Source organism: Halomonas sp. CnH100-B (assembly GCF_024124605.1).
Taxonomy (GTDB): Bacteria; Pseudomonadota; Gammaproteobacteria; order Pseudomonadales; family Halomonadaceae; genus Vreelandella.
Map to the genome: position 1 here is coordinate 437477 of NZ_JAMXRX010000003.1, position 24387 is coordinate 461863.

25 protein-coding genes are annotated in these 24387 nt (G+C 55.7%); 12 read left to right on the plus strand and 13 right to left on the minus strand.

Going from position 1 to position 24387, the window contains the following annotated elements:
- Positions 1-4: 4 nt before the first annotated feature.
- Positions 5-799, minus strand: a complete 795-nt coding sequence (locus NH398_RS08710; RefSeq protein WP_253017887.1) for an SDR family oxidoreductase — start codon at positions 797-799, stop codon at positions 5-7.
- A gap of 229 nt (positions 800-1028) precedes the next feature.
- Here NH398_RS08710 and NH398_RS08715 point away from each other — a divergent pair, with 229 nt between their 5' ends.
- The 6 genes from NH398_RS08715 (at position 1029) to NH398_RS08740 (ending at position 7765) form a co-directional block, all read left to right on the plus strand.
- A complete protein-coding gene (locus NH398_RS08715) occupies positions 1029-2243 on the plus strand; it encodes an aspartate aminotransferase family protein (RefSeq protein WP_139526614.1) in 1215 nt (404 codons plus the stop codon).
- A 35-nt stretch (positions 2244-2278) separates the two neighbouring features.
- Positions 2279-3343: an arginine N-succinyltransferase gene (locus NH398_RS08720; protein ID WP_253017889.1), complete on the plus strand. Its 1065-nt coding sequence runs from the start codon at positions 2279-2281 to the stop codon at positions 3341-3343.
- The gene (gene astA, locus NH398_RS08725) at positions 3343-4374 is read left to right on the plus strand and encodes an arginine N-succinyltransferase (RefSeq protein ID WP_253017891.1); all 1032 of its coding nucleotides are present in this window, start codon (positions 3343-3345) and stop codon (positions 4372-4374) included. The genes NH398_RS08720 and astA overlap by 1 nt, the downstream gene beginning before the upstream one ends.
- A gap of 81 nt (positions 4375-4455) precedes the next feature.
- Positions 4456-5928 (plus strand): succinylglutamate-semialdehyde dehydrogenase, encoded by a 1473-nt coding sequence (gene astD, locus NH398_RS08730; RefSeq protein ID WP_253018153.1) that lies wholly within the window; start codon positions 4456-4458, stop codon positions 5926-5928.
- Positions 5925-7283, plus strand: a complete 1359-nt coding sequence (gene astB / locus NH398_RS08735; protein WP_253017893.1) for an N-succinylarginine dihydrolase — start codon at positions 5925-5927, stop codon at positions 7281-7283. Before astD ends, astB begins: the two co-directional genes overlap by 4 nt.
- 56 nt (positions 7284-7339) lie before the next feature.
- Complete coding sequence (locus NH398_RS08740) at positions 7340-7765, plus strand: GNAT family N-acetyltransferase (RefSeq protein WP_253017895.1); 426 nt, start codon at positions 7340-7342, stop codon at positions 7763-7765.
- A 10-nt stretch (positions 7766-7775) separates the two neighbouring features.
- Here NH398_RS08740 and NH398_RS08745 read toward each other — a convergent pair whose 3' ends face one another.
- Positions 7776-8780, minus strand: coding sequence for a DMT family transporter (locus NH398_RS08745; RefSeq protein ID WP_253017897.1), 1005 nt, complete (start codon positions 8778-8780; stop codon positions 7776-7778).
- Positions 8781-8877: 97 nt separating this feature from the next.
- On the opposite strand from NH398_RS08745, the gene NH398_RS08750 reads away from it, so the two are divergent.
- Positions 8878-9363 carry a MarR family transcriptional regulator gene (locus NH398_RS08750; RefSeq protein ID WP_253017899.1) on the plus strand — a complete coding sequence of 162 codons (486 nt, stop codon included), beginning with the start codon at positions 8878-8880 and terminating at the stop codon, positions 9361-9363.
- A gap of 59 nt (positions 9364-9422) precedes the next feature.
- Here the strand turns inward: NH398_RS08750 and NH398_RS08755 are convergent, their stop codons facing one another.
- Positions 9423-10292 (minus strand): LysR family transcriptional regulator, encoded by an 870-nt coding sequence (locus NH398_RS08755; protein ID WP_253017901.1) that lies wholly within the window; start codon positions 10290-10292, stop codon positions 9423-9425.
- 88 nt (positions 10293-10380) lie between these two features.
- Between NH398_RS08755 and NH398_RS08760 the strand changes: the two genes are divergently transcribed.
- Positions 10381-11136 carry an NAD(P)H-dependent oxidoreductase gene (locus NH398_RS08760; protein WP_253017902.1) on the plus strand — a complete coding sequence of 252 codons (756 nt, stop codon included), beginning with the start codon at positions 10381-10383 and terminating at the stop codon, positions 11134-11136.
- A gap of 68 nt (positions 11137-11204) precedes the next feature.
- Here the strand turns inward: NH398_RS08760 and NH398_RS08765 are convergent, their stop codons facing one another.
- The gene (locus NH398_RS08765; protein WP_253017904.1) at positions 11205-12383 is read right to left on the minus strand and encodes a glycosyltransferase; all 1179 of its coding nucleotides are present in this window, start codon (positions 12381-12383) and stop codon (positions 11205-11207) included.
- Between the two features lie 106 nt (positions 12384-12489).
- Here NH398_RS08765 and NH398_RS08770 point away from each other — a divergent pair, with 106 nt between their 5' ends.
- The 3 genes from NH398_RS08770 (at position 12490) to NH398_RS08780 (ending at position 15591) form a co-directional block, all read left to right on the plus strand.
- Positions 12490-12717, plus strand: coding sequence for a hypothetical protein (locus tag NH398_RS08770; protein ID WP_083024844.1), 228 nt, complete (start codon positions 12490-12492; stop codon positions 12715-12717).
- Positions 12710-14200 (plus strand): sodium:solute symporter family protein, encoded by a 1491-nt coding sequence (locus tag NH398_RS08775; protein WP_253017906.1) that lies wholly within the window; start codon positions 12710-12712, stop codon positions 14198-14200. Before NH398_RS08770 ends, NH398_RS08775 begins: the two co-directional genes overlap by 8 nt.
- Positions 14201-14262: 62 nt before the next feature.
- Positions 14263-15591 carry a DUF2252 family protein gene (locus NH398_RS08780; RefSeq protein ID WP_253017908.1) on the plus strand — a complete coding sequence of 443 codons (1329 nt, stop codon included), beginning with the start codon at positions 14263-14265 and terminating at the stop codon, positions 15589-15591.
- A 39-nt stretch (positions 15592-15630) separates the two neighbouring features.
- Here the strand turns inward: NH398_RS08780 and NH398_RS08785 are convergent, their stop codons facing one another.
- Both NH398_RS08785 and NH398_RS08790 read right to left on the minus strand, forming a co-directional pair.
- Positions 15631-16680: an SPFH domain-containing protein gene (locus NH398_RS08785; protein ID WP_253017910.1), complete on the minus strand. Its 1050-nt coding sequence runs from the start codon at positions 16678-16680 to the stop codon at positions 15631-15633.
- Between the two features lies 1 nt (position 16681).
- Entirely contained in the window at positions 16682-17176 is a 495-nt protein-coding gene (locus NH398_RS08790; protein ID WP_253017912.1) for a nodulation efficiency, NfeD-like protein, read from the minus strand.
- 163 nt (positions 17177-17339) lie between these two features.
- Between NH398_RS08790 and NH398_RS08795 the strand changes: the two genes are divergently transcribed.
- A complete protein-coding gene (locus NH398_RS08795; protein WP_253017914.1) occupies positions 17340-17774 on the plus strand; it encodes a DUF305 domain-containing protein in 435 nt (144 codons plus the stop codon).
- 9 nt (positions 17775-17783) lie between these two features.
- Here the strand turns inward: NH398_RS08795 and NH398_RS08800 are convergent, their stop codons facing one another.
- From NH398_RS08800 to NH398_RS08825, 7 genes are all read right to left on the minus strand, one after another.
- Positions 17784-19022 (minus strand): DUF2235 domain-containing protein, encoded by a 1239-nt coding sequence (locus NH398_RS08800; protein WP_366070334.1) that lies wholly within the window; start codon positions 19020-19022, stop codon positions 17784-17786.
- 1083 nt (positions 19023-20105) lie between these two features.
- Positions 20106-20567: a DUF3304 domain-containing protein gene (locus NH398_RS16810; RefSeq protein ID WP_366070380.1), complete on the minus strand. Its 462-nt coding sequence runs from the start codon at positions 20565-20567 to the stop codon at positions 20106-20108.
- 23 nt (positions 20568-20590) lie between these two features.
- Positions 20591-21013, minus strand: coding sequence for a hypothetical protein (locus tag NH398_RS08810; RefSeq protein ID WP_253017916.1), 423 nt, complete (start codon positions 21011-21013; stop codon positions 20591-20593).
- A gap of 210 nt (positions 21014-21223) precedes the next feature.
- Positions 21224-21355: a hypothetical protein gene (locus tag NH398_RS16740; protein ID WP_290441437.1), complete on the minus strand. Its 132-nt coding sequence runs from the start codon at positions 21353-21355 to the stop codon at positions 21224-21226.
- Positions 21355-22362 carry a tetratricopeptide repeat protein gene (locus NH398_RS08815; RefSeq protein WP_253017918.1) on the minus strand — a complete coding sequence of 336 codons (1008 nt, stop codon included), beginning with the start codon at positions 22360-22362 and terminating at the stop codon, positions 21355-21357. Before NH398_RS08815 ends, NH398_RS16740 begins: the two co-directional genes overlap by 1 nt.
- Before the next feature lie 61 nt (positions 22363-22423).
- The gene (locus NH398_RS08820; RefSeq protein WP_253017920.1) at positions 22424-23377 is read right to left on the minus strand and encodes a tetratricopeptide repeat protein; all 954 of its coding nucleotides are present in this window, start codon (positions 23375-23377) and stop codon (positions 22424-22426) included.
- Complete coding sequence (locus NH398_RS08825) at positions 23377-24375, minus strand: tetratricopeptide repeat protein (RefSeq protein WP_253017922.1); 999 nt, start codon at positions 24373-24375, stop codon at positions 23377-23379. Before NH398_RS08825 ends, NH398_RS08820 begins: the two co-directional genes overlap by 1 nt.
- Between the last annotated feature and the right edge of the window lie 12 nt (positions 24376-24387).

A 24387-nucleotide genomic window follows, 5' to 3' on the forward strand; every position in this document is an offset into this window, starting at 1 on the left:
CGCTTTACGTCAGCGTATCCACAATGCCGCCCTCTACGCGAAGCGCGGCACCGGTAGTGGCACTGGCCTGTGGCGAGGCTGCATAGACGCTCATGTGGGCGACTTCTTCGGGCGTCGCCAAGCGCTGAATGATCGACGACGGACGGTTCTCTTTGACGAAACGCGCTTCTACTTCCTGCTGCGAGATACCCTCTTTCTGAGCGATGTCGCTGAGCATGTTCAACACGCCCTCTGAGCGCGTGGGTCCTGGAAGAATAGCGTTGACCGTGACTTGGGTGCCACTCAATACTTTTGCCAATCCTCGTGAAATGGACAGTAGCGCAGACTTTGTCATGCCGTAGTGAACCATTTCGCTGGGAATGTTGATCCCGGATTCGCTGGACACGAACTGGATACGGCCCCAATCGCGCTCACGCATGCCCTTGGCGTAATGACGCGACAAACGAACCGCACTCATGATGTTAACATCGAAGAATTGTTGCCAAGTGGCGTCATCTACGTCGAAGAAGTCTTGCGGGCCAAAGATGCCTACGTTGTTGATAAGGATGTCGGTCTCGGGCTGCTGGTCAATCAGAGCCTGACACCCTTCAGCAGTGCCTAGATCGGCGGCTACCCCGGTCGCGCGGGCCTCGGGGAGGCGCTTTTTTAGGGCAGCGATGGCATCATCCACCCGCTGCTGCGTGCGCCCGGTAACGACTATTTCTGCGCCCGCGTTGGCCAGTCCTTCTGCGATGGCATAGCCGATACCGGCGGTAGATCCGGTGATAATGGCATGCTTGCCGCGTAGATCGATCTTCATGGTTCAGCTCCTTGGGTCAAAAATGTCCGTGCCGCTCCACAAGGCACTAGTGAATGCCCTACTAATGACAATGGGGCGCTTTAGTCATTCTTCAAGGAGATGCGAGCCAGTACTTAGATGTAAATGCACACGTCTCTATTCATAATTTACCGTCCCAATACTGAAAGCAGGGCGTCCTACGCCCCCCGTATACTGATTCAATCGCTTACTCCACTGGAGGTACTGTCCCATGAGCCACACCCCGAACCGTCAAGACTTCGACCACTACATGGCGCCTAACTACGCGCCGCAGCAGATTATTCCGGTACGTGGTGAAGGGAGCCGCTTGTGGGACCAAGAAGGCCGCGAGTACATCGATTTCGCTGGCGGTATTGCGGTGAACTCCCTGGGTCACTGCCATCCGGTGCTGGTCAATGCGCTGAAAGAGCAGGGCGAAAAGCTTTGGCATCTCTCCAACGTATTCACCAACGAACCGGCGCTCAAACTGGCCAAAACCCTGACCGAGCGAACCTTCGCCGATAAGGTCTTTTTATGCTCCTCCGGCGGTGAAGCCAACGAAGCCGCGCTGAAGCTCGCACGCCGCTGGGCGGTCGACCACTACGGCGAGCATAAAGACAAAATCATTTCGTTTTACCAGTCGTTCCATGGCCGCACGTTCTTTACCGTCAGCGTAGGCGGCCAGCCCAAGTACTCTCAAGGCTTTGGCCCGGTACCGGGCGGCATTCTGCACGCCAACTTCAACGACCTGGAGAGCGTGCGTAAGCTCGTGGGCGACGACACCTGCGCCATCATGGTCGAGCCGATGCAGGGCGAGGGCGGCATCGTTCCCGCTACTCAGGAATTCCTGCAGGGCCTGCGCGATTTGTGTGACGAGCACAACGCGCTGCTGATTTTCGATGAAGTGCAAACCGGCGTTGGCCGCAGCGGTGAGCTCTACGCCTACAAGAACTTCGGCATCACGCCAGACATTCTCACCAGCGCCAAATCCCTGGGCGGCGGCTTCCCGATTGGTGCCACGCTGACCACCGACGCTATCGCCAAATCGCTGGCCATCGGTACCCACGGCTCTACTTACGGTGGCAACGCGTTGGCCTCAGCGGTAGCGCTAGCGGCGGTCGAGTTCATCGATACGCCGGAGGTACTGCAAGGTGTCAAACATCGCCACGATCTGTTCCGCGAGCACCTGGAAACCATCAACCGCAAGCATGGCGTTTTCAAAGAGATACGTGGTATGGGCATGCTGATGGGGGCCCAGATGTCGGACGCCTTCGAAGGCCGCGCCAAGGATATTCTGCCGCTGGCGATTGAAGAGGGCGTGATGGCGCTCATCGCGGGGCCCAACGTGTTGCGTATGGCGCCGTCATTGGTGATTCCCGAGGAAGACATTGCCGAAGGCATGGCGCGCCTAGAACGTGCCATCGAGCGACTTGTCGCCAGCGCATGAGTAGAGCGCAAGTCACACAAGAGGGGGCGCTGAACATGTTGGTAATCCGACCGGTCACCCTGGCTGACCTTCCCGCCTTGGAGCAACTGGCAGAGCACGCGGTGCCACGGCTGACCAACCTGCCCGCCAACCGTGAACGCCTTGAGGAGCGCATTGTGCGCTCCCAGGAAGCGTTCGCCAGCGAGATCGAGTTCCCCGGTAACGAGCACTATATGTTCGTACTGGCGGACGATAGCCGCAACGACGTGCTGGGCACGGCCACCATCCGTGCCCAGGCGGGGGCCGCCGAGGCCTACTACACCTACCGCCAAGAGACGCTGATTCACGCCTCTCAGCAGCTTAACGTGCGCCGTGAAGTGCAAACGCTGGCGCTTTCTCATGAGGCCTCGGATGCTACGCTGCTTTGCGCGCTGTCGCTCAACCCGCGCTACAAAGGCACCAGCGCGGAGAGCCTGCTGCGCCGGGCGCGGCTGATGTTTATCGCCCAGTACCCGGAGCGCTTCTCGCGGATTCTGGCGGTGGCTTTTCCCGGCTATTTGGATAGCCAGAACGAATCCCCCTTTTGGGAGAGCGTGGGCCGCCACTTTTTTGCCCGCAGCTTCCAAGAGATGAATCACATGGCAGGCGTTCGTTCGAAAAGCTTTATTGCGGAAGTGATGCCGCAGTTTCCGCTCTACTTGCCGCTACTCACGCCCCAGGCCCGCGCTGCGATTGGCCGCGAGCATCCGGCCCACGAAGAGGCGCTGGCCGAAATGCTGGCCGAGGGCTTCGTGCGCTCCCGGCATGTGGATATTTTCGATGCAGGCCCCATCGTCAAAGCCGAACGCGAGCGCCTGGAAACGTGCCGCCGCGCGGCCTGGCACCCGGTACGGATACGCCCAGAGCACGCGCTTCCGGATGCCGAACCGGCGATGATCGCCAATCAAACGCTGAGCGATTTCCGCTGTATCGTCGCGCGCTACGCGCTATCGCCCACGGGACAGCTGATGCTCTCCCCGCAGCACGCGGAGCGTTTGGGTGTAGAAGAGGGTCGGGCGGTGCTGGCGGCACCGTTAACCCTGCCAAGCGCCATCGATGCGCTTGATGAAGGAGAGATGTAATGCGCATTCGACCCATTGCCCGTAATGATCTGGATGGGCTCCAGGCGCTTGCGCAGCAGGCCGGTGTTGGCTTTACCTCGCTGCCGGATAACCGCGAGTTTTTAGCCGGTAAGATTGAGTCTGCCGCCCGCGCGTTCGAAGAGCGTACGCCGGTGGATGACCGTCTCTACTTCTTCGTGCTGGAAGATGAAACCAACGGCGAGCTAGCAGGCTGTTGCGCCATCGAAGGCCAGGTAGGGCGTGAAGTGCCGTTCTACAACTACCGGCTTGGCACGCTGGCGCACTCGTCTGTACAGCTCGATCTGCATCGCACCATCGACACGCTGTTCTTAAGCTCCGACCACACCGGCGACGCCGAAGTGTGTTCGCTGTTTCTGCGTCCGGAGTATCGCGGCGAGGCCAACAAACACCTGCGTAACGGGGCGCTGCTTTCCAAAGCGCGCTGGCTGTTTATTGCCCAGTTCCGCGACCGCTTTCCGCAGAAAGTGCTGGCCGAGATGCGCGGCGTGTTCGATGAGAACAACGTTAGCCCCTTCTGGGAAAGCCTGGGGAAACACTTCTTCCCCATGGATTTCAACGAAGCCGACCGCTTGACCGGCCTGGGCCAGAAGAGCTTCATCGGCGAGCTGATGCCCAAGTTCCCGATCTACACCACCTTCATGTCGGAAGAGGCGCGGGCGTGTATCGGGCAGGTGCACCGGCACACCCGGCCAGCGCTGGAGATGCTTAAAAAAGAGGGGCTGCGCTGGGAAGGCTACATCGACATTTTCGATGGTGGCCCCACGGTGGAGGCCTACATCGATGACGTGCGGGCGATTCGCAACTCGCAGCTTTATCAGGTGGAAGTCTCCTCTAACGCGCCACAAGAGAGCGTTAGCCGCTGGCTAGCGGCGTCTACCCAGATGCTGAACTTTACCGCGAGCTGGATCGGCCGCGGCCCGGCAGATGGCAGCACGATTGTGCTCACCCCCGACGAGGCCGAGCGGCTAGGCGTTTCCACCGGCGACGCCGTTCGTTTGCTGGAAACCTAATATTGGCAATCTAAGCGCCCCCTCGGCCCGCGCCAAGACGACAAAAACTCAGTGAAGGAGAGCACGATGCACCCCCAGAACATGCACGCCCAGCAGCAGCAACTGATCAACGGCGCCTGGGTCGTCGGCGACGCCGAGCCCTTTACCAAGCACGACCCCGTTGCGGGAACGCTGCTATGGCAAGGGGCGGCTGCCTCTAGCCGTCAGGTAAGCACGGCAGTGGAAGCAGCCCGTGCGGCGTTTCCTGTCTGGGCGCGCACGCCCTTTGCAGAGCGTCAGGCGCTGGTGGAGCGGTTTGTCGACGTATTGACCGACCGCCGCGAGGACTTGGCCATTGCCATCGCCTCGGAAACCGGCAAGCCATTGTGGGAAGCACGCACCGAAGCAGGCGCGATGATTGGCAAGGTCGCGCTCTCCATCAAGGCGTACCACGAGCGCACCGGGGAGCGCGAGAAAGAAGTGGGCAGCGCCAAAGCGGTACTGCGCCACCGCCCCCACGGCGTGATGGCGGTGTTTGGCCCCTATAACTTCCCCGGCCACCTGCCCAACGGCCATATGGTGCCTGCCTTGTTGGCAGGTAACACCGTGGTATTCAAGCCCAGCGACCAAACCCCGCTCACTGCGGATTTTACCCTGCAGTGCTGGTTAGAAGCCGGATTGCCTGCCGGCGTGATCAACCTCGTGCAGGGCGGTGTCCCGGTCGGGCAGGCGCTCTCCGCCCATCCCGGTATCGATGGCCTGCTGTTTACCGGCAGCGCCAAAGTGGGTGGAATGCTGCAGCAGCAGTTCGCCGGGCAGTTGGATAAAATCCTCGCGCTGGAATTAGGCGGCAATAACCCGCTGGTGGTGAAGGACGTGGATGACGAGCGTGCGGCGGTGCTGACGATTCTACAGTCGGCGTTTCTCTCCGGCGGCCAGCGCTGCACCTGCGCCCGCCGCTTGATGGTGCCTCAAGGCGAGGTGGGCGACCGTCTCATCGATGCGCTTTCTGATGCTATCGCCAAGCTGCACGTAGCGGGGCAGTTCGACGAGGAGCCTGCGCCGTTCTATGGCGGCTTGGTAAGCGTTGCTGCAGCCGATGGCCTCCTCTACGCCCAAGATGAACTGGAAGCCATGGGCGGCACGGTCATTAACCGTATGCAGCGCCTCAAAGAGAACACCAGCCTGCTCAGCCCCGCGCTGATCGACGTGACGGGCCTGGACGTGCCCGACGAGGAGCACTTCGGCCCGCTGCTGAAAATCCATCGCTACGCGGATTGGGATGAGGCGCTGGCCCTTGCCAACGACACCCGCTACGGCCTTTCTGCCGGGTTGATCGGTGGCGAGCAGGCGGATTGGGACGATTTCCTGCTGCGTATTCGCGCAGGCATTGTTAACTGGAACCGCCAGACCACCGGTGCCTCTGGCGATGCGCCCTTTGGCGGCGTAGGCGACAGCGGCAACCACCGCCCCAGCGCCTACTACGCGGCGGATTACTGCGCCTACCCGGTCGCCTCCATGGAAGCCGAGAGCCTAGAAATGCCCGAAACCCTGCCGCCGGGAGTCAATTTATGAGCGTCAACAGCATTCGCGAAGTCAACTTCGATGGCTTGGTAGGGCTTACCCACAACTACTCGGGGCTTGCCCACGGCAATGTGGCCTCCATGAGCCACGGCGGCTTGGTCTCCAACCCTAAAGAGGGCGCGCTGCAGGGGCTGGCGAAGATGAAGTCGCTGATGGATGCAGGCTATGCCCAAGGCGTGCTGCCTCCTCAGCAGCGCCCGGATTTGGGCGCACTGCGAGCGTTAGGCTTTAGCGGCAGCAACAGCGAGATCCTCGCTCAAGCCGCGAAGCAAGCGCCGCAGCTGCTGCGGGCAGTATGTTCAGCCTCCAGCATGTGGACGGCTAACGCAGGCACCATTACGCCTAGCGTCGATGCACCGGATGGCCGGGTGCACTTCACCCCCGCCAACCTGCAATCCAGCTTCCACCGCTACCTAGAGCCGAAGACTACCGGCCGCGTGCTACAAGCGATTTTCCGCGACGAGCAGCGCTTTGCCCATCACCCGGTGCTGCCCGCCACGCCCGCATTTTCCGATGAAGGGGCGGCCAACCACACCCGTCTGTGCGGCGAATACGGCGAGCCGGGCGTTCATCTCTTCGTTTACGGTCGCCAAGCGTTTAGCGACGCGAGTAGCAGTGGGCGCGAACCTAAGCGTTACCCCGCCCGGCAAACTCTTGAAGCCAGCCAAGCGGTGGCTCGTCAGCACGGGCTGAGCGACGCGCAAACCGTCTTCGCCCAGCAGCACCCGGAGGCCATCGATGCCGGGGTGTTCCACAACGATGTGATTGCCGTGGGTAACGGCCCGGTGTTGCTCTACCACGAAATGGCGTTTCTCCATGAAGAGCATACGCTGGACGAGCTGCGCGCCAAGATGAGCACGCCGCTGATTCCCGTTCGGGTGCCGGTGGAAGCGGTGAGCATGGAAGACGCGGTGGCGTCGTACCTGTTCAACTCCCAACTGCTCTCCAACCCAGATGGCACCATGACCCTGGTGGTGCCCAGCGAATGCCAAGAGCGCGAAGCCGTGTGGCGCACGATTCAGGACTTCATCCTGGCGGGCAATAACCCCATTGGCGAAGTGATCGTCAAAGACGTGAAGCAGAGCATGCGCAACGGCGGCGGCCCCGCCTGCCTGCGCCTGCGGGTGGTGCTAACGGAAGCCGAGCGCGCCGCCCTTACCGGCCGCGTACTGCTCAACGATGCACTTTATAGCGACCTCACCGCCTGGGTGAACCGCCACTACCGCGACCGCCTCACTAGTGAAGACCTCGCAGACCCACAGCTCGCCACCGAAGTGCTCACCGCGCTGGACGAGCTGACTCAGCTCCTACAAATCGGGCCGGTGTATCCGTTCCAGTTGGGGTAGGCAATGAATGGCCAAGTTTGTGTTTACCAACGGCCGGATGGTTCAGGTGTTAAAAGATGACGCCTGTGATCCGGCCGACAAACGACAAAACGTTTGCCGAAACGCCCATTCGTCACAACATGGCGGCTTACCACCAGCAGCTAGGATGGCACTGGGACTCCGCCCTGTTCCATCAGCAGTGGCGTGAGTTAGAGAGCTTTGAGTTAGTCATCAATGCGACCCCAGTGGGCGTGCTATGCCTCCATCAGGAAGGTGACGCCTACCATATTCGAGAGCTGCAAATTGCCCCGCCGTGGCAGCGCCAAAGCTTGGGAACGGCGGCGCTCCACTTCGCCGAAGCGCATGCCCGGCAAGCGGGGATTCACCGATTGCGGCTGCGAGTCTTTTGTACCAATCCCGCTATCGCTTTATACGAACGCATGGGGTTTCGCGTGCTGAACACCGAAGACGCAGTGCATGCCATGGAGCGGCGTATTGTGTGATAAAAGTGAGTTAACGTTTCTTACCGAGTCGAACGTGGGAAGTCATTGCTTTGCCCTGATGTTGACTCTTTTTGTTAGCACTCTGCTGACTAGGCGATTGCTTTATTTTGCCAATATTAAGCAGCGTAATACCTGCGCCGATCAGAAGAATACCGAGCAACAAGCCCTCTGGAGCAGTTTCACCCTGCAGCAAGATAGCGACTGGAACACCCACCACGGCACCTACGGAGCCCAATAGGCTCAGCAATACCGGACCACCGCTTTTTTGCAGTAGAAAGAGCAGTAAAAATTGGCCAGCGAACACCACTGCTTGCACGGTAATTAAAACAATCGGCAGATACCGGTCTGTGGGTACGTGAAGCGAGAAATTGGGCAGTTGACCTACTGCCAGCAGAATAAGAGAAGCGGCAATCAGCATCCCGGGTGCCAGTGCATCGCTAGATACCCCCACTGGCCAGCGCAGGGTCCGGTAGAGGTTGCCGATGGCCAGCAGCACTGGGCCGACCAAGGCGAGAAAAATCCAGAGGTAGTCCGCATCAGGAGCAGAGAGCTTATGAAACGCGAGGGTGAACGCTCCCGCCAGAGCTGATAGGACCCCAGCCGCTCGTAAGAGCCGAAAGCGTTCCATTTTTAGCGTTAAAGCACCTACGTAAGTGAGCAGCGGCGGCAGGGTGATGATTAATGCGACAAACCCAGCGCCAACGTGGGGAATCGCTGAGAAAAAGAGCAAGTTGGCACCTGCCACGCCTAGTAGCGCAGAGATCAGGTAATATTCGACGGTATGAATGGTCACTGGTGGCAAATTGCGTCGGTAGACTGCGAGTGCCATCAGAATGAGCGCTGCGCCCGAAATAGACCAATATAGAAACGAAAGCGCTGATAGCTGCGCGTCGTTTGCAAATTTAGCTAAATTCGTTGATAGGCCAAGCAAAGCACCCCCTGACAATAGGTACAGCAGCGGGGCGAGCTTGGCATGTTGCGTTGAAGGCAGGCGGGTGGTGTTCGATGGCGGCATTAGTGAAGTTCTCGACAGCACGTTTCTGTTAATATCTTGATATCAAGGTATGTGCGATCAATCTTGACGTCAAGGTAATTAGGTGCACACTATTCCTATGGATCATGTAGATAACATTCTCAAGCAGTGGCAACAGGAACGGCCTGATCTTGATGTCGCACCAATGGGTACTATAGGGCGTATCAAACGGCTCAATCAGGCGTTAATGCGTGCTATGGAGAAGACCTGGGCGAAATACGGGCTGACTGACGCGAGCTTTGATGTTTTGGCAACGCTGCGACGTGAGGGGGTGCCCTATGCCCTATCGCCTGGGGATTTGATGGCATCCACCATGGTGACCTCGGGCACCATGACTCACCGTATCAATCAGTTGGAGAAGGTAGGGCTGGTCGAGCGAGTTAAGAATCCTGCCGATGGGCGTGGTTTTCTGATCTCACTTTCACAACGCGGATTTGATCTGATCGATGAAGCGGTGACTGCCCACGTGGAGACACAGGCACAACTGGTAAGTGGGCTGACTAAAGAACAACAGATACAGCTTGATGACCTGCTTAAGCAGTTTCTAATAGGGTTTGAACAGTAGTGAGCTAGTCTGTAACGGTAAAACATCCACAATATTCAAATATTGTGGATGAGAAATTATTATCTTCGGATCCTCTCTGTCATTACATCCATAAACGTGCAAACACGGGTCACATGGCGCAAATCCGGATGTGTGAGCAGCCAGAGTTGAGTAGTTAACTCCTCAATAGGGTCGCTTAGGCGTATAAGGGCATTATCTGCATCGCCAAGGTAGCAGGGCAGCACCGCAATTCCTGCACCGTGGCGAACCGCTGTTTGCATGCCTAGCATACTGTCCAGCCGGTAAGCGGCGTTTTTATCCATCATCCACTTTTCCAGCGTAGCATCGCCCAGATGAACATCCGGGCCTATCCAGTTTTCTAATGGGAGTGAGCTTGTTTGCATCGGCAGAGACGTGTTTAACCAAAGTGATTTTTGGCCATAAACCGCTTGAGTGATATCTATAACCTTGCGGCCTACCAGGGTTTCGGGTGGTTTGCGAGTTGGGCGAACCGCTATATCCGCTTCGCGCCGTGACAAACTTTGCAGTTGATTAGAGATCACGACTTCCAACGTAATATCTGGGTAGCATCGACGAAAGCTTGCCATTAATGGCGAGAGTAGACCTGCGAAAAGTGTGTCGGTGGTGGTGATTCTCAGGCTGCCGGTTAGGGTTGAATTTTGCCCAATAACCCGGCGTTCCACCCCGTTGATTTCGCTTTGCACCCGCTTAGCAGAGGCCGCCAAGTCATCTCCTGCCAAGGTTGGCGTATAACCTGTGCGGCTGCGCTCAAAAAGGGTCACTCTCAGCCCCCGCTCCAGTTCGTTTAAACGTCTAAAGACGGTCGCATGGCTGATACGCAACGTGCGGCTAGCACCGGAGAGCGAACCCGCCTCGGCAATTGCTAGCACAATTTGCAGATCGTCCCATCTTATTTGTTGTTCATTCATGCAAGCCTGATTCTCATTTTTTGCCAATTTTTGATCATACGCAAACAGGTTAGCCTGATGGTGAACTAATCAAAAGGTGAGGCTTAGTATGCATGTGTTAATTGTTTTGGCTCATCCAGAACGTAAATCATTTAACGGGGGGCTTGTAGATGTGGCTGTTACACAGCTTATGGAAGCTGGTCACTCTGTAGAGGTGAATGATCTCTATAGTGAGCAGTTTGATCCAGTAGAACGTGTTCAGCACTATTCGCATCATGATGTAGACGCTGATTATTTTTACCCGCTGAACCAGCAAAGAGATCACTACCAGCAAGGCACGTTACCGCAAGATGTTCAGCGCGAGCTAGAAAGGTTGGAACGAGCGGATCTAGTTATCTTCCAGTTTCCATTATGGTGGCACGCCCAACCTGCTATTTTGAAAGGCTGGTTTGATCGTGTACTGGTGTATGGAGGGCGTTACTCCAGTCGGATGCGTTATGATCGAGGCTATTTTCGAGGAAAAATGGCAATGCTTTCGGTCACTGCCGGATCACCCGAGAAAGCATTTCAGCCCTTTGGCCGCGCAGGTAACATGGCTCAATGGCTTTGGCCAATTCATTCATCCTTGTATTACGTCGGCTTCGGCGTTCTAGCGCCGCAGGTGAACTACGGTATCCAAGGAGGAGGAATTCGTTACCAAGAAGAGGCCGCTATGCTGAGACACTTAGAGGCTTGTAAAGAGACGTGGGTATCTCGCCTGATGTCTATTGGTAGCGAACAGCCCATTCCTTTTACGGGTTGGAATGATTGGGATGCTGAGGGAGTACTACGTCAAACGAGTCCGATGAGATGGCGTCTCGCGTGAGTAAGAGTCATGACTCCCATATTGCGAATCGTGGGAGTTGCCGGGCAAGTTGTAACCACGCTGGATGGTTAAGCAGGCGATGAAGCAAACCCCTTAGGGCATTGGCTCTCATACAGCGCTGCCAGTGCTTCGGCTTTGGTATCTTCATTCCAACGCTGGGCGTAGGCTTGGCCGCGGTGGGTGAGGGTGGTGCGAAGAGCGTCATCAGAGAGCAGTCGGCTGACGTGTTCTGCAAAGCGGGCAGGGTGCTCTTCCGCGATCAGGCAGCCCTCATCCTGTTGCAATACATCTTGAGTGCCCATGATGGCGGTTGAGACGACCGGAGTGCCCAACGCCATGGCTTCCAGCAGCACTAAGCCTTGGGTTTCGGTGCGGGAGGCAAACACAAAGGCATCGGCTGCTCGGTAGGCATCTTGAAGTGCGCCATCCCGCGGAAGGTAGCCTAAAAAGTGAACCGCATCGGAGAGGCCTGCTTGCTGGGCATGCTGTTTCAGTGAGGCGAGTGCCGGGCCTTCGCCGACGATCACCAAGTGAGTCTCCGGGTGCAGGTGGCGCACCTGAGGCAGCATATCGATCAGAAAGCCGATATTTTTCTCATATGCGGCGCGACCTACAAACAGCAGCAGTCGACCCTGTGTTGGGAGGCCATGACGCTTGCGAAACTCTCCACCAACGGTTTGCACGACGAAATGAGTGAGCGACAAGCCCGTTGCGATGGTCGCGATCGGGGAGCGAACGCCATAGGCGGTGAGAGCAGTGGTCATGGCGGACGAAGGAGCGACGACGGCGGAGAGCTGATGGCACTGGTGCACCGAAAATCGCCGGGCGGCAAAGCGCAGGCTGCGGCGAGGCAGCCACGGCACGTAGTGGTGTAGATACTCTTCAAACAGCGTGTGGTAGGTGCCCACCACGGGTACGCCGAGCCGTTTACTTAATGCCACGCCCGCGTAGTGCGCCACAAACGGGGTGTGAATGTGGATCAGATCGAACTCGATGGCGTGCAGTGACGGAACCAGCGCCATGATGGCTTGGTAGCGCATCATGCGGTCTTCCGGGTCACCTAATACGCCTCGTGAATCGATACGCCAAAGGTGCGGGTCTTCGTTGGCGTGATCCATATAGCGAGGGCAAATCAGATGTACTTCGTGGCCCAAGCGCTCCAGCGCCCCACGAAAGCTTTCAATCGACGTGGAAACGCCGTTCACCCGGGGGAAGTAGACGTCGGAAAGCATTAAAATCTTCATCATAAGCGGCTTAACGGCTGGCATTGCGGCCTAGTGTGGCAATGTGCCGTGACACCGCCATGACAGCCGCTGAGGCTACCACTTCTTTTCATCATCTTATGGATATGACATGCGACGTTTTTTAGTGCTGCCCACGTCCCGGGCGGGCTGGGGGCTTTTCATTGCCTTTGTGGCGCTGGTATTGGCCGGTATTTGGCCAGTGATTGGTTGGGTGAACCGGGCCACGCTGGTGATGGGACTGCCGCTGCTGGTGGTGTGGAGCTACGTGATCATGTTTGCCTGCGTGGCAGTCATGCTAGTGGGCAACCGCATTGTAGAGCGAGACGACCATGAGTAGTGCCTGGCCGCTGGTCATTACGCTGTTATATGTTGCCACTGCTATGCTGATCGGCCTTCGCGCACGGGCAGGCCGCTCAATGAACAGTCTTGAAGAGTGGGGCGTGGCGGGGCGCAGCATGGGGCCGGTGACGCTTTACCTGCTAATCGCGGCGGGCAGTGTGAGTGCTTACACCTTCATGGGCGCGCCGGGCTGGGCTTATTCCAAAGGCGTGGCGGTTTTTTATGTAGCGATTTATCTGGCGTATTTGGCGCTGGTGGCGTGGTATTTCGGGCCAAAGGTATGGCAGTTCGGCGAGCAGTTTGGCCATGTGACGCAGGCAAGCGCCATTGCCGACCGCTATCAAAGCCCCGCGTTGGGGGCGCTGTCCGCGCTGGTCATGGCGGTAGGCTCCGTGGCCTACGCGGTGCTACAAACGATTGGCTCTGCTTATATTCTGTTCGTGATGAGCGGCGGGCAGATTCCTGTTTGGTTGGGCGTGCTGTTGGTGCTGGCTTGCATTGCCGTTTATCTCTACGCCAGCGGGCAGCGGGCGATTGGCCGCACCAACGCGTTCCAGGGCGTGCTGATGCTGGTGGTGGCCTGGGCGGTAGGCCTGTGGGCCATACACAGTGCCACCGGCGGACTGAGTTTTGCGGGGGTGTTTGAACGCATCGCCGCCGAGCACCCCGAGTTTCTGACCCTACCCGGTGCGGGTGACGATATGAGTTTTAGCTTTTGGACCACGTCGATCATCGTCTCGATGTTCTCGTTTATGCCCCCCGTCTGGACGCAGTGGATGAGCGCCTCTTCAGCGCGGACCATTCGCCGCAGCGCGACGTGGCTACCCACCTACTACGTGGTGATTCTGCCCATGGTGGTGGTGGGCTTTATCGGTATTTTCTCGCTGCCGGAGCTGGCGCGGGCAGATACCGTGGTGCTGGAGTACGCTATGCAGCACTTGCCCGTGGTGTTAGTTGGACTGCTGGGCGCGGGCACCTTGGCCGCCTCTATGTCCTCCAGCGAGCCGTTTATTCATTCGGTCTCCCTTTCTGTGAGTAAAGACGTGCTGCAGCCGTTGCTCAAGCTCTCGGAGGGCACCACCGCCAAGCTGGCGCGTCTTTTGATTCTGCCCATTATGTTTCTGGTGATTGCGCCGCTGGCGATTGCTGAGCCGGGGAGCCTGGTGATGATTTTGCTGGTGGGGCTTGGCTTTGCTTCGCAGGTTTTGCCCGCCTTTATCGGCATGTTCTTTTGGTCTCGCGCCTCAAGGCTGGGCGTTATGGCGGGCATTTTAGGCGGTTTTGTGGTTACCGTGGCGTTCACCACCTTATGGCGGCATCCGCTCGGCATTCATGCAGGGTTTTGGGGGCTGATGGTCAATTTGCCGCTGTTTGTGCTGGTGTCGCTAGTGACCCCTGCTACGCGTGAAGAGGTGGTCGAGCGCTTCTTTCGCATTTCAGCGCCCCGTGGTCTGACGCGTTTGGGCAAGCAGGTGTCTTAATCTGTTAACGTGCATCGTCTACGCTTAACCTAAGCGATTTAATGCACACATAAAGGGACTGTATGAGCCACGCATTGACAGGACATAACCGCCCTCAGCAGGTCATTGAGGCCATTCAACAGGCGAATGCGTCGCTAAGCGCGGCGCATCGGCAGGCGAAATACGCCAAAATGGCGGCCTCTCCCTATCGCTTCTTTCGAGGCTCAAATCACCTTTATTGGCAAGACGTATGGCACGACTGGCGCTTTGCGCTGTTCGGCGGTTGGCCGAATACGCAAACCTGGCTTCAGGGCGATGCCCATGCCTACAATTTTGGCGCTTACGGCCATCACGATGACCAAGTACGCTACGGCATGGATGACTTCGACGATGCGTTGATTGGGGATTACCAGTACGACGTGTGGCGGCTGGCGATTAGCCTAGTGCTGGATGCCCGCGAGAACGCCGAGCTGAGCCCCAAAGCCATTGATAAAGCGCTGAGCAAGCTGTTAGAAGGGTATATGGATACCCTTAGCATTCATCGTGAGGATGACGTGGCGATCCATGCGATTACGCTGGATAGCGCCAAAGACCCGCTCAAATCCTTTATGGGCAAGGTGGCCGATAAACAGAGCCGTGCGCGCATGCTGGAGAAGTGGACGACGCTAGACCCAGATAACGGGCGTCAGTTTGCCGAGCGCCCCGGCAAGCTCGCCAATCTGCCTGCCGATGTGGCAAGCCAGCTACGGCGCATCATTGAGCAGGAGTACCAGCAAACGCTGCAGCACCCCATCAAGGAGAGCGACCCGCAGCACTTCTTCGTCAAAGACACCGCCCGGCGCTTGGATGCAGGCACTGGGTCGCTGGGCGTCGAGCGGTACTACGTGCTAATCGAAGGCGGGGCGGACCACGAACACGACGATGTGATTCTGGACATCAAAGAGCAGGTCACGCCAGAGGCCTACCGCCTGATGGACAAAGCGCAGCAGCAGGCGTGGCGCAAGCTGTTTCCCAATGAAGGCATTCGCCATGCCGCGGCGTTCCATGCCATTGCGGAGCACCCGGATGCCTACCTTGGCTGGTTGACCATGAACGGCAAGGTGTTTTCGGTTCGCGAACGCTCGCCTTTCAAAAAAGATTACCCCACCCACAAGCTCTCTGGCGGTAAAGCCTACCGCAAGCTGGCGCGCCAGTGGGGCGAGATTCTGGCCCGTGAACACCTGCGCGGTGCGCAGGCACTTAACCGAGGCAAAGCCTCACCGTTTGCCGACGCGGTATGCCAGCGGTTAGAAGGGCGTGAGGAGCAGTTTATCGGCGTGGTCTCAACGCTTGCTAAGGCCTACGCCGACTGTGTGAATCAAGACTACCAAGTGTTTATGGAGCACTTTCTAGCCACTGACACGGCATCATAGGTTGAGCAGTACCGTGCCAGTGGTTTACAGCGTGACGCGCTAGCTGCTACTGGCACCACCGAGAATGCCACTTCTTAAGCCGCTTTCCTGACCGGAGCGGCTTTTTAGATGATGGGACACGGTGTCTTCTGGGGAGCCTGCCATTTCACGGAACATCCCCATGGAACCCAGCAGAGCAGAAGACTCGTAAGGCACGAACACTCGCTCGCCGTCTTTCGCCATGGTGGGCAGCACTTTGATATAACTTTGGCCAAGCAGGTAACCCACCACCGTACGCTTGTTCTCCTCGCTAGCGCCTATAGCGCTAAGCACCAGCTTAATAGATTCTTGCTCACCTTGGGCGCGCAGAATAGCGGACTCTTTATCGCCCTGGGCGTTTAGGATGGCAGATTCACGCTGGCCCTGGGCCATGGCAATGGCGGCTGACTTTTCACCCTCGGCTTCGGTCACTGTGGCGCGCCGCTTCCGCTCGGCGGCCATTTGCAGGCGCATGGCCGACTCGACCTCTTCCGGCATGGCGATATCCTGCACTTCCACCCGGGAAATTTTCACGCCCCATTTAGACGCAGGCTCTTCCATCGCCGCCTGAATCTCGTTGTTGACCTCTGCACGAGACTCAAACAGTTTATCCAGCTCCATTTTACCCACCACCGAGCGCAGCGTGGTTTTCGCTAATACCTCCACGGCTTGGCTCATGTTCTCGACTTCATAGACCGCCCGCTTGGGGTCGATGATTTGGTAATACAGCGCGCCGTTGATGCGCACCGTGACGTTATCCGTGGTCACCACGGGCTGGCCGGGAAAATCCATCACCGTTTCGCGGCGGTCGATGCGGGTCTCATCAGTAGTGATGGCCGTGTACTCCTCGCCCATTTTGCGATAGCGCAGCATGGTGATGGCGCGGGGCTGTTCGATAAATGGAATGATGATATTAATGCCGCTCTCTAACACGCGGTGAAAAGAGCCGAGGCGTTCAATCACCATCACTTCCGACTGGCGAACAATCACCAAGCCTTTTGAGATGATCAAAATGCCAATGATGACAACAATCAGGCTAATCAATAGGCCGGGGCTAATCGGTAAATCCATTTTAAAACTCCTTGGTGTCGGGCGTACTGCGTTCACTATCGAGTGCTTCAGGTGACAATACATTCACCAGAGCGGTCGTGCCTTCAAAGTGTTTGAACACCACTTGGGTGCCTTCGGGCAGCTCTGTTTGGCCACTTTCGAGCACACGTATACGATAAAAATCGCCGTTCACTTTAATCCCTGTGGCATTGTCATACTCACGAATCAGCGTGGTATAGCAATTGCCTTTTTCTACGCCGGTACCGGTGGTGCCGTAGGCAACGCCTTTGGGGGAGAAGCGTGGCCGAATCACCATCACGCCTAACGGCACCAGCACCCCCGCAAAGATGCCCATGCTGAGCAACTGCCAGGGCAGCGATAGTCCCAAAGCCGTGACGGCGGCGGTGAGCGCCGCCGCGATGCCGAGCGCCAACAGCACCATCGCGCCAGAGGTCAGTTCGGCTAGGCTCAACAGCAAGGCGATCACCAGCCAGCTGTAAGCAGGGTTCCAGTCCATATCTACTCCATGGCTAGCGATTAAGGATGTTTACCAGAGTAACGTACTTAGCGCATCTTGACCTGTGGGCAGCCTGTAGGTTTTACACTTCGTTCAGTTTGTCCTGACAAGTGTTGATGGTTGTCACCCCAAGGTCATGCGTTCGTCCATCAGGGAGAAGTCTATGTCTCGTTATGTTGCACTGAGTGCGGTATCTGCAAAGCCACTTGTTATGCCGGTATTGGGCCTTTGTTTGCTGTCAGGCTTTTTAATCTCCTCGAATAGCTATGCGCACCAACACACAGAAGAGGGGCATGGCGGCCATCAGCAGCATGGGGGAGAGCACAGCGCTGCCCATAGCGACAATCCTACTGTCATCGCTTATCAAGCCTTGAATGACCGCATGCACAAAGATATGAACATGGCTTTTACGGGTGATCCGGATGTGGACTTTGCGCAGGGCATGATTCCTCACCATGAGGGTGCTATCGCCATGGCGGAAATCGTGCTGGAGCACGGCGAAGATGATGAAATTCGTCAACTGGCCGAGGACATTATCGCCGCCCAAGAGAGTGAAATTGCTTTTTTGAAAGCGTGGTTGGCCAGTAAAGGGTATTAATTAGCGACTTTATTCTTCAGGTTGATCAATACCCCGCCACGTCATAAAACGATACCCGCCAACAAGCTGTGAGGGCTGTCGATTTCGATAGGTCATCTCTTCGGGCTGCTTGTCATGCAATCCATAAGCAAACAGCAGCCCTACTGGCTCGGGTAGCTCAGGAGGCGACTCTTCTCTTGTCCACTGATACCACATGTTAGCTAATTGAGAGTGGTGACGAAGCGTCGCCCGCGCATGCAAATAGGTATTCCTGTCTGATGAACGTTCGCGTCGGCATATATCCCTTGCCTCGCTGTCAACATCTTCTAGCCAGCCCCAAGACTGCTTTAATGAGTTTATAGCTGCATCAATCTCGGCTTGCTCAGCCCTCTGAAGTGACCACTCTTCTTGCTCCCCAGAGATAGATGCCACCAGTGAACCAATGGTGCGATGGTAATAACGGTTAGGCAACGCATCTTCGCGTGTTTCTAGAGCGGCTAGCGTATCCTGATAGTCGCGGTAACGTTGCGCTAGCCAGGCCAGATAAACAAGTGTATGGGAACGGAAGTTTTCAGCTGTGGGGCTTTGTAGAGAATTGGTATATCGTTGATAGTGGCGTGCTAAGGCGGGTAATGAATAGCCTTCGATTTGATCGTTCAGCTCAAACATTTGAGCAGTAAACTCGTTCTGTTCTCTTAGCGTGTCTAGCGGTGGGAAAGGGACGCCGGCGATAGTGGCACGGCGATACATGCGATGCAGGGCAGCACGCGATAATTCTGCGCTTGCTTTCTGTTCGTCGGCTACTAGGCCACCGCCTATATCTTCGCTAATGCCGGGGCACAGTTCTTCATGCCACTGAGAGTTTTCCGTTCCAAGCGGACGGCAGCGGCGGTAAAAACGCCGCTCATGAGCTGCGACTAGATGCAACGCTCGCTGGCAACCTGGGTGTAACTCTCCGCCATCATCAAGCGCCGGGCTTATCGGGTGAAACCAATCCAGCAGTCCCATCTCGGCATGGGTACGATCCACACAGTCCAACAAGCCTACAAATACCACCTCCACATCGCTGTCCTGATAAACAAAGCGCTCCCCGATTGCACACTTCATCCAGCAGCCGCCGTACAAATGCTTTTGCCATGGCGGAACCAAAATCGAAGCCAAAGACAGAGACACGTATTCGGGCCAACGGTAGCTCACTGTTTTGCTTAACATCAGCAACGCTATTGTGGAAATCGCGAACAGCGGAGGAGATGCGGGTGTGGCTTCCACTCATTAACAGGTTGGCGGCAATGGAGGTGTCCCGGATAAGGGCAGCGGCTTCAATACCCGTGCGAATAGCGGCATCCCGGGCTGCTTTTACCCAGTTCCAGGGTTGAGTTATGGATACTTTAAATGAACGTCCAAAAACCTCGTACCAACGCCCCGAACCACCACCAAAGAGCACTTCTTTTGCTGCATCCGTTCCACTGGAGCGCAGTTGCCCTTCACCCGTTCCGACGGCTTCGCCAGGAACACGATGCGCAGCACCCACCACATCGTCAGAAAAGCTGGAATCGAAAGATGTTCCAAGGCCTGAGTAATAATGCCTATTAAATTTATGAGCAATGGTACTGTGGGCTCTTTCTGGATAAGCGCTATATAAACGACCAATATTACTTACTTTTCGGCTTTGTATATCTTGCTCAAGATTTCTGCTAATGCCATCAAAAAAGAAACCAATATCAATTGTCTGGTTGCAGTCAGCCCCTAGATACTCATTTAAGTAATACAGTTATTCACGCTCAACGCTTGGATGCACTCCAGTGTACTCTGGTCAATCATTTTGAACCTCTTCTCGAAGTTTCTCAGACAGAGGAGATTGCAGGTCAGGGCTCCAAGCAAACTCGACTTGGTTATCTGGGAGAAAATATACGTGTAGATACTGGTCCTCTCGCTTATGTTCTGGCATGGGAAGTTCTACGCTATGCCTTTCCTCCTCTATCCCTTGGCGTGTCTGTTCTCCTGTCATGCTTAGAATCCAAACTACCTCAAGAGAATCTCCTTTAAAGGACCAACAGCAGGTAGTTCCACCTCCTGTATATAAACCTCCAGAATAGGCGGATAGATTACCCCCCCCCAATTACCATCAACCCAAAAACTACCAATAGGCCTCTCAGTAAGATTGTGACCCATTAAAGAACCACTCTTTGATGTGCTAAAAAGCATGCTCCAAGCTAGCCATACAGTAATCATTGCACCTAGCAACACCTGAAGCCAAACGGGTATGAGGCGCATGTAGCGGCCTATTGCCCAGCGAACTAACATGGTAAATAATTCCTTTTTTTTATAATGAATTCCGCACAGTAATTATCATTATTCATAGCTATGTTGCTTATCTTGGAGTCGCTCAGAAAGCGGAGACTGTAAGTCTGGACTCCAAGCAAGCTCGACTTGATTGTCAGAGAGAAAGTGGACATGCAAATACTGATCTTCTTGGCTATACGCTGGCATAGAGAGGTTTACGCTACGTCTCTCTTCCTCAATTCCCTGTCGCTTCTGCTCTCCCGTCATACTTAGAACCCACACAACCTCAACAGAGTCTCCTTTAAAAGACCAGCAACAGGTAGCACTACCTCTTGTATATAGACCGCTAGAGTAAGCGGATAGATTTCCGCCCCAATTGTCATCTAGCCAGAAGCTGCCAATGGGCCTATCAGTATGATTATGTCCTATTAAAGAACCACTTATTGATGGGTTAAATAGCATGCTCCATGCAAGCCATACAATAACTAAGGCGGCCAATACTATCTGAAGCCAAACAGGTATCAGACGCATAAAACGGCTTATTGCCCAGCGAACTAACACTCCTCAGCCTGCTGGTAAGTGGTTGTCAGTAAATCAGCCAGCGTGGCTTCACCGCCAGACGCGCGCTGTAAAAGACCTTGCATATCTTCTGATGACCAAGTGTCACTACCCTGGCTTAATTGCACATAAACAAAGGTTCTTTTGTCGGCAATGGCGGTTAAACCATAGTTGCTGGCTTGCATTAGCGCTTTAGCCACCTGACGGGGTCGCTCGCAAAGACATATTCCTTCAAATAATGACGGTGAAAAATCGACTAACTCGGCGGTCAACTGCATAACCTCCGGCTCACCGTGTAGGGATTGCCAGCGAGCTTCATCTACTGTCAGTTGCCATGGGGGCAAACTCTCTGGCAAGGCTTTCCCTTCAAGAGCCGTCCAGCCTAATGTTGCATCTCGATACATCAGATGTGTAACCATGCGCAGAACATGTTCGTAGGGTTAGTGAGTTCATTGCTATACATTTTTGATCATATTAGGTAAGTAGAACGTGATAGTGAGCGCTGCTTCAATTGGTTTCTGCTAATATTTTTAGAAACTGGTGGTGCGTAACACAAATTTACCATTTTACACTCCCAAATTTTGCTGCTTGTTCTGAACAGAGGGGAGTTGTTTGGCGTTTGCTAATACCTAAAGCCGCATGCCTTCATCCTTGGCAGCTTGCGCCTCGTCATCCAGTGCCCAGGCGAGCGGTATCATGAACGTTGTCAGCGTTAGTCCGGCTAACACGGCCCGCCAATCCGAGCGTTGCATTAACGGCATCAGGGGCCAAACTTCTCTGGAAAGTAAGAGAGGGGCGGTTCGAGGTTGAGCCACTCATCCATCATGCGCTCTCCTTCCTCGCGCTGTTCTTGGGTGACGCTATCGTTATAAACCCGTAGTGCTCTTTCTGAGGAGGTGCCGGGCACTTCTTCATTCCTGGCAAGCATAATAGCCCAGCCCTTAGCAGGGTCTTTCTCTGTTTGACACATTTGACGGCCTTCTGCTTCAGGCTCTATGTAACAGGATGCTAGCCATTGCCTACCATTAATATGCCCTGCCTCAGAAGCTTTGCTCATCCAATCCCATGCTTCTTCATAAAGTTCTAAATGACTCAATGTAATAGCCAAATTATTCATTGCTGGCGCATAACCCGCCTCGGCGGCTTGACGGAACCATGGCTCTGCGGCTGCTAAGCGCTCAGTCTCGTTGGCGTAACTCTCTTCATCGTTTCGGACGATGTTGCCGAGCAAGTCCATGGATTCCACATGGCCTGCCACGGCGGCGCGCAGTAACCAGTCCATAGCCTTTTCTTCATCGGGCTCTTCGACGTAGAAGTAGATGTCATACAGGACGGACATCGCCTCAGGGTCACCCGCTTCGGCTTTGGGCAGGGTAAGTTCCAGTGCCGCCTGAGGCCAGTCGTCACCGTGGTCCGGGCAGACATCACCTAGTTCACAGGCACCGCCATCGAACAGGCGAAGCATGGCGTAGGGTTCACCGTGTTGAGCTGCCTGGTAGTACCAATCTAAGGCGGCTTGGTTCATCCCCATATGCCGTAAACGGTTCACTTCGCCCAGGTAATACATTGCCTCGGCAACACCAGCCTCTGCTGCTTTTTCCAGGTAAGGCGTGCTGATAGAACGCTGATTTGAATTGTACAGCCGCATACCTTCTTCCTTGGCAGCTTGCGCCTCGTCATCCAGTGCCCAGGCGTGCGGCACCACGAGCGTTGTCAGCGCTAGTCCGGCTAGTATTGCCCGCCAGCTCAAGCGTTGCAGTAACGACATCAGGGGCCAAACTTCTCTGGGAAGTAGGAGAGGGGCGGTTCGAGGTTGAGCCACTCATTCATCATGCGTTCTCCTTCCTCGCGCTGTTCTGGGGGGATTGTTCACCAAAACGCTCTGTGGTGGCTATTGAGTATGTGTTTGGCACTTCTTCTTGGATTGCCAGCATCATTGCCCATCCTTGGACTGGATCTGGCTTTGGTGCTGAATTACATAAGTTCCGCCCCTCTTCATCAGGCACAATATGGCAAGCCACTATCCATCGGCGGCCATTTATATGTCCTGCCTCAGAAGCCTTTGTTATCCACTCCCAAGCTTCATCGTTGCGTCCTAAATTGGTCAGAATAGCAGCCAAATTATTCATCGCTGGTGCATAGCCCGCCTCTGCGGCTTGGCGGAACCATGGCTCTGCGGCTTCTAAGCGCTCAGTGTCGTTGGCGTAACTCTCTTCATCGTTTCGGGCAAGCTCACCAAGCCAGTTCATGGATTCCACATGGCCTGCCTCGGCGGCGCGCAGTAACCAATCCATGGCCTTTTCTTCGTCGGGCTCTTCGACGTAGAAATAGATGTCATACAGGACGGACATTGCCTCAGGGTCGCCCGCTTCGGCTTTGGGCAGGCTAAGTTCCAGTGCCGCCTGAGGCCAGTCGTCGCCGTTGTCCGGGCAGACATCGCCTAGTTCACAGGCACCGCCATCGAACAGGCGAAGCATGGCGTAAGGTTCACCGTGTTGGGCTGCTTGGTAGTACCAGTCTAGTGCGGCTTGGTTCATGCCGTCCATTACTAAGCGGCGGTTCGCTTCGCCTAGGTAATACATCGCCTCTGCATCCCCTGCGCTGGCCGCTTGTTCCAAATAAGGTATAGCTGTTTGGGGTCTACTTGTACCATATAGCCGCATGCCTTCCTCTTTGGCAGCTTGCGCCTCGTCATCCAGTGCCCAGGATTTCGGCACCACGAGCGTTGTCAGCGTTAGTCCGGCTAGTATTGCCCGCCAGCTCAAGCGTTGCAGTAACGACATCAGGGACCAAACTTCTCTGGGAAGTAGGAGAGGGGCGGTTCGAGGTTCAGCCACTCATCCATCATACGCTCTCCTTCCTCGCGCTGTTCGGGAGTAACGAGATTGCCATGTCCATAATATGTGAGTGCATTTTCAGAGCTGCTGCCCGGAACTTCCTCTTGTAATGCCAGAAGAATGGCCCAACCCTTGGCTGGGTCTTTTTCGGTTTGGCAAATGTCAGTACCTTCTTCATCTATCTGGAAATAACAGGAAGCTTGCCATAAGCGCCCATTGATATGACCAGCTGCGGATGCATTCATCATCCATTCCCATGCTTCATCATTACGCTCCAGTTGGTTCAAAACTACTGAAAGATTATTCATCGCTGGCGCATAGCCCGCCTCTGCAGCTTGACGGAACCATGGCTCTGCGGCTTCTAAGCGCTCAGTGTCGCTGGCGTAACTCTCTTCATCGTTACGGGCGATTTTGCCGAGCAAGTTCATGGATTCCACATGGCCTGCCTCAGCGGCACGCAGTAACCAATCCATGGCTTTTTTTTCGTCGGGCTCTTCAACGTAGAAGTAGATGTCATACAGGACTGACATCGCCTCAGGGTCACCCGCCTCGGCTTTGGGTAGGGTAAGTTCCAGTGCCGTCTGAGGCCAGTCGTCACCTTTTTCCGGGCAGACATCGCCTACTTCGCAGGCACCGCCATCGAACAGGCGAAGCATGGCGTAAGGTTCACCGTGTTGGGCCGCTTGGTAGTACCAATGAAGAGCGGCTTGGTTCATCCCCATATGCCGTAAACGGTTCACTTCGCCCAGGTAATACATCGCCTCGGCATCACCAGCCTCTGCTGCTTTTTCCAAATAAGGCGTGCTGATAGAACGCTGATGTGAATTGTATAGGCGCATGCCTTCATCCTTGGCAGCTTGCGCCTTGTCATCCAGTGCCCATGCGAGTGGCAGAAAGGACGTTAGCGTTAAACTGGCTAGCATCGTCAGAGTAATTGAGCGCATTGTGTCATTCCT